The sequence below is a fragment of the Pseudomonas sp. FSL R10-2964 genome (assembly GCF_009600035.1).
GTDB lineage: Bacteria > Pseudomonadota > Gammaproteobacteria > Pseudomonadales > Pseudomonadaceae > Aquipseudomonas > Aquipseudomonas bubulae.
In genome coordinates this window covers 52,748-66,159 of the sequence record NZ_WIWH01000033.1, presented here as the reverse complement: position 1 = coordinate 66,159, position 13,412 = coordinate 52,748, and the positions used below count along the sequence as shown (strand labels likewise).

Sequence of the window (13,412 nt, the reverse complement as noted above, 5' to 3'; positions counted from 1 at the left end):
CGAGGGAGTTCAGGCGCTTAGCGGCAGCATCAATTTAACGGGGACTTGGTGTCCGGTTTGGTAGGGGCAAGTCCAGAAACCACCTTCAATCCAATACCTTTAAGCAAACCTTGTTGATCCCGTGCGGGTCTCCTTTCCCCATTGGTCACGCGATCATGGCGGCAAGGTTTGACTTAAGGGTCTCTCAAAGGAGAACCCAATATGAAACTCGACATCGTACATACCGATAAGACCCTGACTATTCAAGGCCAAACTGTGACTAAGGCATATGCCGAAGGCGTGATGTTGGCAGGCTTGCTGGCTGCTGTGGGCAAGAACCACGGCGCTATCACTTCGATCATCAAGCAGTTCATGGAGGCTGGTCTGAGCACCTCAGCATTCCCTGATCAGACCTCAGTGGCCCGCCAAGAGATCCATGCGGCTGGTCTGCGTGAAGCTGCTCGACAACGTGATGCCCAGTTCCATGCGGACCGCTTTGCATCCTACAAGGCTCCGACACGTCTTGAGGTAGCTCGTGCTCGTGAGGCCAAAGAGAAGCAAGCAGCGGCTATCCGTGAACACGGCAACGCCATTCGTGCAGCTCGCCGTAACTAACAGTTGACTACAAGGAGCCTTTGAGCCCTCTCAGGGCTTCCCTAAACAGAATTCAATTCAGGAGATTATCAAACATGAAACCATACGAATACGTTAAGCCTACAACGTGGTCCACCGCTATCACCGAACAAGGTGGGACCATTCAGTTCAACACAGAGACCACCATCAAAGGTGGCGCAGGCACTGATGCAGCGGCCTATGTGAAGGCCCTGACAGATGGTCTCGATGAATACTTCAACGGTGGAGACTGGGAAGAAGGCGCTGAAGAAGCGATTCCCTGTGAGTTCCGCCCTAAGGGCACCGAGCCGACCACCCAACAGATCGTTCTGATGCAAGATCGAAGTGTTGAGTTCGACCCGCGCAAGTCCATCTATGACGATTCGACCTTCACTAAAGGCGAGGCCGTCGCTGGTGACTTCCTGTTCTGTGAGGCCACCCCTCAGGCCGCTCTGTTTTCTTTTCGTCAGACCTTCTTGGACCATCACATCATGTCGGGCTTCACCCTCAATGGTTTGACGCAGACCGCTGAGAAGCTCTTGAAGGACTTCGAGATGTCCTGTGGTGCGACCATTGCCAAGATCCTGACCACCTCTTCGTCCACTGAGGTCAAGGCCCTTACAGGTCTCTCTAAGAACCCTCGCGAGCGCGCTGAGGACATCATTGATGGTCTGACCATGAACATCAACCAAGCAGTTGGCACCTCGCTGTCTGACTTTGTGTTGCTGATCCCTGCTAAAGAAGTAGCTGGTCTTGAGCGTGCTGCTCAGCGTGCTGGCCTGTCGGACGTAGAGGACCTCTTGGGCTGTGGCTCTCAGTTCTACTCGGGTGCAGACTTGGGCATCTTCATGTTGCCTAAGGGTATGGCCTCACTGAGCTTTCGTAAGGACTCCAACGGTGCTGTGTGGCAGATCCATGCGACCCGTAACCCTAACGCAATGGCGTGGGACGTAGAGGTCATTGGTGTGGCTGATGTGGTGACACAGGCCAAGGTACAGCTCAAGCTGGCAAACCCTGCTGACCCTAAAGAGAAGCTCCAAGTAGAGCTGGTCGATTTCCCTATGGTCACTCGTGTGACCTTGGCCTAACAAGCCATTGCAATGAATACCTCAAAGGCCTCTAACAGGGTCCTCTGGGGTCTTCTTAATGTTACGTTATTTCATCACAGTAGAAGGAGGTAAACCGTGACGACCATGACCATCAAATTAATGAAAACAGTCCTTGCCTCAAAGAGCTTCTGGAAGACCGTAGCCTTGGTCGCAATGATGTCCAGTATCGCTGTCCCTGAAGGGTTCGCTGAGCTTATCGCTGAGGTCCTCTCGGAGGTGCTGACAAGCATAACGGCAATGGACAATGACGCAGTACTGGTCTCAATGGCCTTCCCTTAGGGCACTCCTGTGTGAATTCTCGCGGGCAATCACCCTGCTCAGCTCTCAGAATCAACACAGCAGCGCCTTACAGGAACCTCAAAGCGGACAAAAGGCACCCCTTTGGGAATCTGGGAGAAAAATGTGAGTGACCACCTTTAATGCTTTGCGGGCACGTTTACCCCCGTAGGCCCTCAGGCGCACACAGGCGCGGTAGGGACCCTCGCGAGCGCACGGAAAGGCTCAGGCACGGGCGCACGATAAGGACCCCAAGAGCGGCTCATAGAGTGTGACAAGGCAGTATCAAATGGTGATGCCACATGCTACGGTGCCCACCCCATCTGGTCTCCAAGCCACCTCAGTGAGTTCACTGACTACTACGCAGAGAACAGCTGCACCGCCGGGCGCTCGTCGTTTATCACCGGGCAGACGCCGCTGCGCACAGGCCTGTCCAAAGTCGGCATACCGGGAGCACCGGTAGGCCTGCAAAAGCGCGATATCACCATCGCCCAGGCGCTCAAATCCCAGGGCTACGCCACTGCACAATTCGGTAAAAACCACCTGGGCGACCGCGACGAGTACTTGCCGACCAATCATGGTTTTGACGAGTTTTTCGGCAACCTCTACCACCTCAATGCCGAGGAAGAACCCGAACGCCCGTACTGGCCCAAGGATGACCCGGCTTTCGTCAAGGCCACCTCGCCCCGTGGCGTGATCCACAGTTTTGCCGACGGCAAGATTGAAGACACCGGGGCCCTGACCGCCAAGCGCATGGAAACCATCGACGACGAAACCACCGCGGCCGCGCAGGAGTTCATCGAAAAGCAGGCCAAGGCCGACAAGCCTTTTTTTGTGTGGATGAACACCACGCGCATGCACGTCTTTACCCACGTGCGCGACTCGATGAAGGGCCAGAGTGGTATGCCCGGCAACGAGTACGCCGATGGCATGCTTGAGCATGACGGCGACGTCGGCAAACTGCTGAAAACCCTCGATGACCTGAAAATCGCCGACAACACCATCGTGGTCTACACCACCGACAACGGGCCGAACCAGTTCTCCTGGCCGGACGCGGCCACCACGCCGTTCCGGAACGAGAAGAACTCCAACTGGGAAGGTGCCTTCCGTGTCCCGGCAATCGTGCGCTGGCCGGGGAAAATCAAGGCTGGCGAAGTGAGTAACGAGATGTTCTCGGGGCTGGACTGGTTCCCGACCCTGCTCGCGGTGGCTGGCGATGCCGATGTCAAAGACAAGTTGCTCAAGGGCTGGGCCCCGGTGGCAGGTGGCAACAACTTCAAGGTGCACCTGGACGGTTTCAACCAGTTGCCGTACCTGACCGGCGAACAACCCAAGGGCAACCGCAACGAGTTCTACTACTTCAACGATGACGGCATGCTGGTATCGATGCGTTTCGACAACTGGAAAGTGGTGTTCTGCGAGCAACGCGAACCGGGCGGTTTCAAGGTCTGGAGCGAACCTTTCGTATGCCTGCGGGTGCCGAAAATCTTCAACCTGCGCATGGACCCGTTCGAACGGGCTGACGTGGTCTCCGATCAGTATTACGACTGGAGCACGAAAAACGTCTACTTGAACGAACTGGCAATCATGAAGGCGGCCAACTTCCTGGAAACCTTCGTCGATTACCCGCCAAGCCAGAAGCCGCCAAGCTTCAGTATCGATCAGGTACGGGCAGCGGTAGACGCCAAGATTGCGGAAAAAATGAAAAATCAGCCAGCGCAGTAAACCTGCCCTGTGGGAGCGGGCTTGCCCGCGATTGTCTCGACGCACTGCATCTGTCAGATCGCGCCGCCTCCATCGCGAGCAAGCCCGCTCCCACACGGGGTAACGACTTCTTCCCGAATTCCTTCTGCACAAGGCTCCCGCGCAATGCCGTCACCCTTACCGCCCAGCCGTACTGCATTGTCTGCCACTGCCTTGCTGCTATTTATTTCCGGTACTGCCGCCCTGATCTATCAGGTGCTGTGGATCAAACAACTGTCGCTGGTGATCGGTGTCGAGGTGTACGCCATCACCACCGGCATCAGCGCCTTCTTTGCCGGGCTGGCCCTTGGCGGGCTGCTGTTTGGCCGCTGCGCCGACCGCCTGGGCAAACCCTTGCTGTTGTATGCGGGCCTTGAAGTGGGTGTGGCCGTGCTCGGCATCGGCGCCACGCTGGGGCTGGGTATGGCCGCGGCGCCATTCGCCTGGCTCGAACAACGGATCGGCCTGCCCGCCTGGTTGCTGCCATTGCTGCTGGTGGGGCTGCCCGCCTTCTTGATGGGCGGCACGCTGCCAGTGCTGATACGCGCACTGGCATCCGAGCCGCAACATCTGGGCCAGGCCGGTGGCCGCCTGTATGCCGCCAATACCGGCGGGACGATTGTCGGCACTCTGCTGACCGCCTTTATCCTGATTGCCAGCCTCGGTGTTTTCGCCAGTGCCGTTGTAGCCGCCGTACTCAACCTGATTGCCGCCGCGGGTGCCCTGTGGTTGCAACGCGGGCAGCACACCATTGTCGCCGATCCGGTGGCGACCAGCGCGGCACACAAACCGGCCCGGCTGGCCATGGCCCTGTATGCCATCGCGGGCGGTGTGGCACTGGGCTACGAAGTGGTCTGGTCGCAATCGATCGTTCAGTTCATGAGCACCCGTACCTACGCCTTTGCCGTGGTGCTGGCCACTTACCTGACCGGACTGTTTATCGGCAGCAGCCTGATGGCGCGCCGGGTTGATCGGCTACGCGATCCCTGGGGTGTGTTTGCCTTGCTGATTGCCGGGGCCGGACTGGTTGCCCTGCTGGAAGTTGCCCTGCTCGGACGCTGGCTGATCCTGCTGCAAACCCAGGCAGAGACTGCGGCACTGGCCTTGGGTGGCAGTGTGTTGCTGGGCATGAGCGCCCGCTTCGCAGTGGCTGCACTGAGCATTGTGTTTATCCCTACGTTGCTGTTGGGCGCAGCGTTCCCGATAGCCCTGCGCCTGTGCGTCGGCCCCGGCCGGATCGGGCGGGATGTCGGTGCAGTCGTGGCGTTCAACACGCTGGGCGGGATCGTCGGCGTTGCCCTCTGCGGTTTTGTCCTGATCCCCTGGCTGGGGCTGGTACATACGCTCGGCATGCTGGCAGTCATCGCCGCTGCAGTAGGTTTGATCGCGGTACAGCAGGGGCACCGGGTCAAGAAAGGCCATCGCCAGGCAGTCGTTGCGTTCAGCCTGGCAGCGCTGCTGGTAGCCGTCTTAACGCCGGTTGAGCGCCTCGCCGAACTGCTGCCCGGAGCCCGTAACGGTGAGCTGGTGTTTTACCAGGAAGGTCGCGGCGGCACCGTCGCCGTCGTGGCCCAGGGCAAGGGTGAACGCCGCTTCCATCGCCTGTATATCCAGGGCGTGTCCAACACCGGTGATGCCATGCCTTCACTGCGCTACATGCGTATCCAGGCCCTGTTGCCGCTGTTGATCCACAACGGCGAACCACGCTCGGCGCTGGTGATCGGCTTTGGCACCGGGATCACTGCCGGGGCCCTGTTGAGTTACCCGGGACTGCAACAACGGGTGGTGGCCGAGTTATTGCCCTCGGTGGTCAAGGCTTCAACCCTGTTCAAAGGCAACTTCGCTGCGGCTTCCAACCCCGGCTTGCAGGTGCGTTTGCGCGACGGTCGCCAGGAACTTCTGCGCAGCGAACAGCGCTATGACCTGATCACCCTCGAACCACCACCGCCCTCCGCCGCCGGCGTAGTCAATCTGTACTCGCGGGACTTCTATCAACTGGCTGCACAGCGCCTGCACCCGCAAGGGATAGTTGCGCAATGGCTGCCGTTGCCGACGCAGAATATCGACGACTCGCGTTCGCTGGTGCGCAGTTTTCTCGACGTATTCCCTTACGCCACGCTATGGACCAGCGAGTTTCACGAAATGCTGCTGGTGGGTTCATTGCAGCCCATTGAACTGGATGCCGCGCGCATCAGCGCCCGTTTCGGGCAACCGGGTGTACGCAGCGCCCTGCAGGATGTGGGCGTCGCTTCGCCAGCGGCACTGCTGGCAACCTGGGTGACCGACCGTGAAGGGCTGGTGCGCTTTGCTGCAGATGCGCCGGCCGTCACGGACGACCAACCGCGTATCGAGTACGCTCCGTGGGTGCGCAGCAAAGAAATCAGCCGGGTGCTGCCGGCGCTGCTCGATCTGCGCCAACCGATACCGTTGCTCAACGCCGCCCCGGAGTTTGTCGAGCGCATGCACAGCCAACAGCAACGCCTGATGCAGTTTTACCGTTCCAGCCTGCATGCCTATGATGGCGACCGCGAGGCATGGAGCCGGGATATCCGTGAAGTAATGCGTGGCGATGGCGCCAACCCCTATTACCGCTGGTTTGTCGGTGAACGCTAGAGCCTTTTGGATACGGAAGTCGCAATGCCCAAAACTAAAACTATAAAAGCTGCAAACCCACCTGATTCGCGCCCCACCCTGATGAGCCGTTACCTGTTACCCGTAAGCGCTGCCGTGTTGCTGGTGGTGCTGGGCGGGTTATGGTTTTATCTCAGCCGCCCGGCGCCGGTGTATGAGCCCAAGGTGCTGGCCACGGCTGCGGTGGCCGAGCCCGTCGCCCCGGCGCAGATGGTCGACGAGCAACAGTGCCAGGGTTGTCACGACGCCCAGGTCAAGGACTGGCAAGGCTCTCATCATCAACTGGCCATGCAGGTGGCCGCGCCGCAGACCGTACTGGCCGACTTCAGCAATGCCACGTTCAAGGGCGAAGGCGAAAACAGCCGGTTTTTTCGCCAGGGCGACGAGTTCTGGGTCAATACGCCGGGGCTGGATGGCAAACCCGCCGACTTCAAGGTCGCTTACACCTTCGGCATTGCGCCGTTGCAGCAGTATTTGATCGAAGTTGGCGACGGCAGACTGCAAGCCCTGGGGGTGGCCTGGGATACCGAAAAACACCGCTGGTTCCATCTGTACCCAGGCCAGGGGGTGAGCTTCAAGAACCCGCTGCATTGGAGCAAACCGAACCAGAACGCCAACTTTATGTGCGTCGAATGTCACACCACCGGCTACAAACGTAACTTTGATGCCGCCAGCAACAGCTTCAACAGCCAATGGAACAGTCTCGGCGTCGGTTGCCAGGCCTGTCACGGCCCGGCGTCCAGCCATCTGCGTGCTGTCACGGAAAACAACCCGTTGCCCCACAGCGGCTTTGACGTCGACCTTAAAAGCAAGGACGCCACGGTAGAACTCGAAACCTGCGCCCGCTGCCATGCCCGCCGCGCCCCGCTGGGCGATGGCTTTACCGTGGGCAAGCGGCTGATGGACGACTACCTGCCCAGCGTACTGACCCGCGAGCTGTACGCACTGGACGGCAAGATCAAGGACGAGGTGTTCGAACACGGCTCGTTCCTGCAAAGCAAGATGTTCGACAAGGGCGTGCGTTGCAGTAACTGCCACAACCCCCACAGCACCGAACTCAAGGCAGCGGGCAATGCACTGTGCCTGCAATGCCACAACACGGCCGGCAAAGCAGCCATTGCCGGGATTGATGGCAAGGGCCTGCACGCGAAGAACTATGACGCCATCGACCACCATCGCCATGCCGAAGGCCAACCGGGCTCGCAATGTGTGGATTGCCATATGCCCGGCAAGTTCTACATGGGCAACGACTATCGCCATGACCACAGCTTCAGCATCCCCAACCCGGTGCGGGCCAACGCCCTGGGCACAACGGATGCCTGCCTGGGCTGCCATCAGGGCAAGGCCGGTGACAGGGTGACGGAGCAGTTCAAGCTCTGGACCGCCCACGATGCACCGCAAGCAGCCCGGTACGATGAAAGCCTGTGGCTGATCCGCGGCGGCCGGCCGGGTGCTGCGCAGGCGCTCTACGAGCAATTGCGGCGCAGCAACCTGCCAGCGATTCAACGCGCCACGTTGTTGGCTGAACTGGCCAACTACCCCAGCGAATCCGCACTGCAACTGGCCAGCAAGGACCTCAACCACCCTGCCCCGCAAGTACGGGAAAGCGCGGTGCGGGCAGTGAGCGCTTTCTTGCCTCCGGCAGAGCGGGTCGCGTTGCTCAGCCCATTGTTGAGTGACAGCGTGCGTGCAGTGCGCATCATCGCCGCGCGCAACTTGCAGGGCGCTGCGCGCAATGGCCTGGGCACGAATCAAGTGGCGTGGGACAAGGCCATCGGTGAATACGAAAGCGTGCAGCTGAGCCTGGCCGAACGGGCCGAGTCCAACCTCAACCTGGCCATGCTGTATCAGGCCAGCGGGCGCAATGCCGAGGTCGAGGCCAGACTGCGCGCCGCCCTGCTGCGCGACCCGGACTTCTACCCGGCGCTGGTCACTCTGGCCCAATGGCTGGAAGCCAGTGGGCGCAGTGCCGAGGCCTCGACCCTGCTCAACGACGCGATCAAGGCACAACCGCAGGCAGCGTTGTTGCAACACAGCCTGGGGCTGGCATTGATTCGCGGTGGCCAGCCCGAACAAGCGATGAAAGCTTTGCAGCAAGCCGTAAAACTGGAACCGGACAACAGTCAGTACCGCTATGTGCTGGCGGTGGCCCTGCACCAGAGCGGTCAGCTCGAACAGGCCTGCGCGCAAATGGAAGAACTGCTCAAGCGCCAGCCGGCGTTTCGCGATGCGCGATTGGCGTTGATCCAGTTCTACCTCGACAGCGGCCAGGAGCCCAAAGCGCAGGTGGTGCTGCAAGCCTGGAAACAGATCAATCCTGAGGATATGGCGTTGAAGTGACAGCCCTCACCCCCCCGCCATGCGCTCCAGGCTGTTGCTCAAATGCAGCAGCATGGCGGCGCGGGCGGCGTCGGGGTCCTGACGGCGGATCGCGCGCAAGATCGCCTCATGTTCCAGCACAGCCATTTGCCCCAACTGCTTGAGATCGGCATCACCGCGCTCTTCACTATTGATCCGGGTACGCGGAATCACCGAACGCCCCAACTGGGCAATGATATCGGTGAAATAAGCGTTGCCCGTGGCCTGAGCGATCAACTGGTGGAAACGCAGGTCCGGCTCGACGCTGCTGTCGTTGTTGGCCAGTGAGCTTTGATGGTCATCCAGCGCCTGGCGCATCTGCAGCAGTTGCTCCTCCGTGCGCCGCCTCGCGGCCAGCGCCGCAGCCTGGGTCTCCAGGCCCAGGCGCAATTCGACGATACCGCGCACGCTGGCTGCGGTATCACGGCTCAGGTGGATACCCTGGCGCGGATCGCGCTCAAGCACGAAGGTACCAATGCCGTGACGGGTTTCGACCAGCCCGGATGCCTGCAATTTTGAAATCGCTTCACGCACCACCGTGCGGCTTACACCGTGCTCGCGCACGATGGCCGACTCGGAAGGCAGCTTCTCGCCGGGCGCCAGTTGGCCCAGCAAAATTCGCTGGGTCAGCTCGGCCACGATGTCGTGGGCCAGGCCCGGTGAACGCTTGCGCAGCGGCGCATTCTGGGGGTCATGCATGGGGCAAATCCATTCGTACAAGACCGCTTGATACTAGCACCCCAGCATGTATGACAAGTTATATAAATCTCAGAAAAAATTGGGTTTTGAACGAACTTTGCTCCTCAGGCAGATACGTTTCCGAACCTGACATCAGGCTTTAAAACGCTCTAAACAGCGATAAAACCTCATAAAAGGTATCTAAACCTGCATCTTTTATAACTTTTTCGTTTGTTTCATAGCATTGCTAGGGAAAAAACCAACTCGTATGATGTCTGGCAACTGCAGAGCCATCTGCAGCACACACAACCCGCATAAAAATAATCAGTGGGGCTTTGAATTGTGAACACTTCCAGCAATCCGTCTGCTGCACACGCCAACGACCCCGTCCTGGCGCGTGCGATCCAAAAAGTGAAGAGGCATGTACTGCCACTTTTCGTCATCATGTTTATCGTCAACTACATCGACCGGGTAAACATCGGCTTCGTACGCAGCCACATGGAGCACGATCTGGGTATTGGTGCCGCCGCCTATGGTTTCGGTGCCGGGCTGTTTTTCATCGGCTACGCACTGTTTGAAGTGCCGTCCAATATGCTGCTGCAAAAAGTCGGCGCCCGCATCTGGCTCACCCGGATCATGTTCACCTGGGGTATCACCGCCACCCTGATGGCCTTTATCCAGAACGAAACCCACTTCTATATCCTGCGTTTTCTGCTTGGCGTCGCCGAAGCGGGCTTCTTCCCGGGCGTGATCTATTACTTCACCCGCTGGCTGCCGGGCGCCGAACGCGGCAAGGCGATTGCCATCTTCCTCAGCGGCTCGGCACTGGCCTCGCTGATCTCGGGACCACTGAGCGGCCTGCTGCTGCAAATCACCGGCATGGGACTGCACGGCTGGCAGTGGATGTACATCATCGAAGGTATGGCCTCGGTGGTGCTATGCGTGTTTGTGTGGTTCTGGCTGGACTCAAAACCCCATGACGCCAAATGGCTCAGCCTTGCAGAGCAAGATGCGCTGGTTAACGAAATTGACCGCGAACAGCGTGAACGCGATGCCGCCAACACCGCCAAGCCGACCCTGGGCATGCTGCTCAAGGACCGCCAGATCATGCTGTTCTGCGCGATTTACTTCTGTATCCAGCTGACCATTTACGCGGCCACGTTCTGGCTACCGAGCATCATCAAAAAAATGGGTGACCTGAGCGATATCCAGGTGGGCTTCTACAACTCGATCCCGTGGCTGATTTCAATCATTGCCATGTATGCCTTTGCCTCGCTGGCCAGCAAATTCAGGTTCCAGCAGGCCTGGGTGGCGGCCGCCCTGGTGATTGCCGCCATCGGCATGTTTATGTCCACCACCGGCGGGCCGATCTTTGCGTTTATCGCCATCTGCTTTGCCGCCATCGGCTTCAAGTCGGCCTCGGCGCTGTTCTGGCCCATTCCCCAAGGCTACCTGGATGCACGTATCGCGGCGGCAGTCATTGCCTTGATCAATTCCATCGGCAACCTCGGCGGCTTCGTCGCCCCCACCACCTTCGGGTTTCTGGAACAAACCACAGGCTCGATCCAGGGCGGGCTCTATGGCCTGGCCGGCACGTCGATCATTGCGGCACTCATTGTGTTCTTTGCCAAAACCAAACCCACACCCACGGCCGTGAACCCCACCGCCCTGCAAACTGCCTGACAAGGACCAGACCATGAATGCCGACCATCAACACCACGCCAGCCAAGCTCCGATCGTGACCAGCCTGCAGGTGATCCCGGTGGCGGGCCATGACAGCATGCTGCTCAACCTGAGCGGCGCCCACGGCCCCTTCTTTACCCGCAATATCGTTATCCTCAAGGACAGCAGCGGCAATACCGGCGTGGGTGAAGTGCCCGGTGGCGAACGCATCCGCGAAACCCTGGAAGACGCCCGTAGCCTGGTGATTGGCCAGCCCATCGGCAATTACCAGGCTGTCCTCAACGCCATGCGCAGCACCTTCGCCGCACGGGATTCGGCGGGGCGCGGCCTGCAAACCTTCGACCTGCGCATCACCATCCACGCCGTGACGGCAATGGAAGCCGCCCTGCTCGACTTGCTCGGTCAATTTCTGCACGTGCCGGTAGCCGCCTTGCTCGGTGAAGGCCAGCAACGGGATGCCGTGAAGATGCTCGGCTATCTGTTCTATATTGGCGACCGTCAACACACCGATCTGGCCTACCGCAGTGAAGCGGATGGCGATGACTGGACACGCCTGCGCCATGAACAAGCCCTTACCCCACAGGCCATCGTGCGCCTGGCGGAAGCGGCACAAGCCCGTTACGGCTTCAACGACTTCAAGCTCAAGGGCGGCGTGCTGCGCGGCGGCGAAGAAATCGAAGCGGTCACTGCACTGGCCGAGCGTTTCCCCGATGCCCGCATCACTCTGGACCCTAATGGAGCCTGGTCTCTCAAGGAAGCCATCGCCCTGTGTCGCGACCAGCACCGGGTACTGGCCTATGCCGAAGACCCTTGCGGCGCCGAAAACGGCTATTCGGGGCGCGAAGTCATGGCCGAGTTCCGCCGCGCCACGGGCCTGCGCACCGCCACCAACATGATTGCCACCGACTGGCGCGAAATGGGCCATGCGATTCAATCGCAGGCCGTGGACATCCCATTGGCCGACCCGCACTTCTGGACCCTGCAGGGCTCGGTACGCGTTGCGCAGATGTGCCACGAATGGGGCCTGACCTGGGGCTCGCATTCCAATAACCACTTCGACATTTCCCTGGCCATGTTCACCCAGGTTGCGGCTGCAGCGCCGGGGGACATCACCGCCATTGATACCCACTGGATCTGGCAGGACGGCCAGCGCCTGACCCGTGAACCGCTGAAAATTGTCGACGGCCATATCAAGGTTCCGACAAAGCCTGGCTTGGGCGTGGACATCGACATGGACGCCGTGGCCAAGGCTCACGAACTGTACAAAGGCATGGGCCTGGGTGCCCGGGATGACAGCGTGGCCATGCAGTACATGATTCCCGGCTGGAAATACGACAACAAAAAGCCCTGCCTGGTGCGCTGAGTCGCTTATTAGAGCGTGGCAACTGCCACAAGGCGCCAGCGATTGGCGCCTTTTTATTGCCCGAAAATTGGATCCAATATCAAATTTCAGGCAAAAAAAAGCCCAAGTAGCTGATGGAAACTTGGGGCTTAAAAATGCATAAACCGTGGTAGGTGAACGCAGGGCGATCTTACCCTATCGTAACAATCAGTAACAAGTGATTCTGCACATTTTATTTCAAGGCAATACTGACCTAAGTCATTAAATAGCCACACTTTTTAAGATTTAGTTGATTTGAAATGGCCATCACGGCACGGATAACGGGTATTTTCAACCCACTTTTGCGCTTGCATTTAATGTGGAAACTGGGCTCGAGCGATTCAGGCGACGCGGTTCAGTTGGTACACCGCGTCGATACCTTCGCGAGCAAGCTCGCTCCCACAATAATGATCAGGCAAACCTCATTTATGTGAGCACAACATGCCCTGTGGGAGCTGGCTTGCCTGCGATTCAGGCGCTGCGGTGTGCCCGTCGAACCGCGTCGATACCATCGCGGGCAAGCCCGCTCCCACAACAAATCAGCCGGGAAAATTGCCGCGCAATGCCGCCAGCCCACCCTGATAGACCCCGGTAAACAGCTCTTCGGCAGCTTCAGTGCTTACACCTGCCGGGGTGAACTGCCCCGACCAGGTCACACGGGCGCCGTCGCCCAGCGCTTCAACGCGCAAGGTCGCCAGGTAGTCGGTCACCGGAAACGGCGCCTCGACAATGGAGTAGCTGTAGGTCTTGCCGGCATTGTCGAATGTTTGCAGGCGCTCAACGATCACCGTGCCATCCACGGTCTGCAGATGGCGCAAGCGCCCGCCTTCGCCAGCTTCGCTGACGGCAACCAGGGGCAACCAGTCCGGCAGCGAGTTGAAACCACCGATCAATTGCCAGACCTGATCGGGTGAAGCGGGAATATCAATAAATGCGGATGCAGTTGCCATAGGGGCATGCCT

General features: G+C 59.2%; 9 protein-coding genes and 1 pseudogene. 8 read left to right on the top strand and 2 right to left on the bottom strand.

Annotated elements, in window-relative coordinates:
• The first annotated feature begins 201 nt into the window (after window positions 1–201).
• From GHN92_RS18015 to GHN92_RS17990, 6 genes and pseudogenes are all read left to right on the top strand, one after another.
• The gene (locus GHN92_RS18015) at window positions 202–594 is read left to right on the top strand and encodes a hypothetical protein (protein WP_153380719.1); all 393 of its coding nucleotides are present in this window, start codon (window positions 202–204) and stop codon (window positions 592–594) included.
• Between the two features lie 74 nt (window positions 595–668).
• The gene (locus GHN92_RS18010) at window positions 669–1,679 is read left to right on the top strand and encodes a hypothetical protein (RefSeq protein ID WP_153380717.1); all 1,011 of its coding nucleotides are present in this window, start codon (window positions 669–671) and stop codon (window positions 1,677–1,679) included.
• Between the two features lie 96 nt (window positions 1,680–1,775).
• Window positions 1,776–1,979: a hypothetical protein gene (locus GHN92_RS18005; RefSeq protein WP_130871593.1), complete on the top strand. Its 204-nt coding sequence runs from the start codon at window positions 1,776–1,778 to the stop codon at window positions 1,977–1,979.
• A 345-nt stretch (window positions 1,980–2,324) separates the two neighbouring features.
• Window positions 2,325–3,701: pseudogene (locus GHN92_RS18000) on the top strand (arylsulfatase); the annotation flags it as partial.
• 144 nt (window positions 3,702–3,845) lie between these two features.
• Window positions 3,846–6,332 carry a fused MFS/spermidine synthase gene (locus GHN92_RS17995; RefSeq protein WP_153380715.1) on the top strand — a complete coding sequence of 829 codons (2,487 nt, stop codon included), beginning with the start codon at window positions 3,846–3,848 and terminating at the stop codon, window positions 6,330–6,332.
• A 24-nt stretch (window positions 6,333–6,356) separates the two neighbouring features.
• Complete coding sequence (locus GHN92_RS17990; protein ID WP_153380713.1) at window positions 6,357–8,690, top strand: tetratricopeptide repeat protein; 2,334 nt, start codon at window positions 6,357–6,359, stop codon at window positions 8,688–8,690.
• A gap of 6 nt (window positions 8,691–8,696) precedes the next feature.
• Here GHN92_RS17990 and GHN92_RS17985 read toward each other — a convergent pair whose 3' ends face one another.
• Complete coding sequence (locus GHN92_RS17985) at window positions 8,697–9,407, bottom strand: FadR/GntR family transcriptional regulator (protein ID WP_138738075.1); 711 nt, start codon at window positions 9,405–9,407, stop codon at window positions 8,697–8,699.
• A gap of 321 nt (window positions 9,408–9,728) precedes the next feature.
• Here GHN92_RS17985 and GHN92_RS17980 point away from each other — a divergent pair, with 321 nt between their 5' ends.
• Together GHN92_RS17980 and gudD are read left to right on the top strand one after the other, a co-directional pair.
• Window positions 9,729–11,069, top strand: a complete 1,341-nt coding sequence (locus GHN92_RS17980; protein WP_178102643.1) for an MFS transporter — start codon at window positions 9,729–9,731, stop codon at window positions 11,067–11,069.
• A 13-nt stretch (window positions 11,070–11,082) separates the two neighbouring features.
• On the top strand, window positions 11,083–12,432 hold the full coding sequence (gudD, locus tag GHN92_RS17975) for a glucarate dehydratase (protein WP_095000500.1): 1,350 nt from the start codon (window positions 11,083–11,085) through the stop codon (window positions 12,430–12,432).
• Between the two features lie 557 nt (window positions 12,433–12,989).
• Here the strand turns inward: gudD and GHN92_RS17970 are convergent.
• A complete protein-coding gene (locus tag GHN92_RS17970) occupies window positions 12,990–13,400 on the bottom strand; it encodes an SRPBCC family protein (protein ID WP_150628377.1) in 411 nt (136 codons plus the stop codon).
• Window positions 13,401–13,412: the final 12 nt, after the last annotated feature.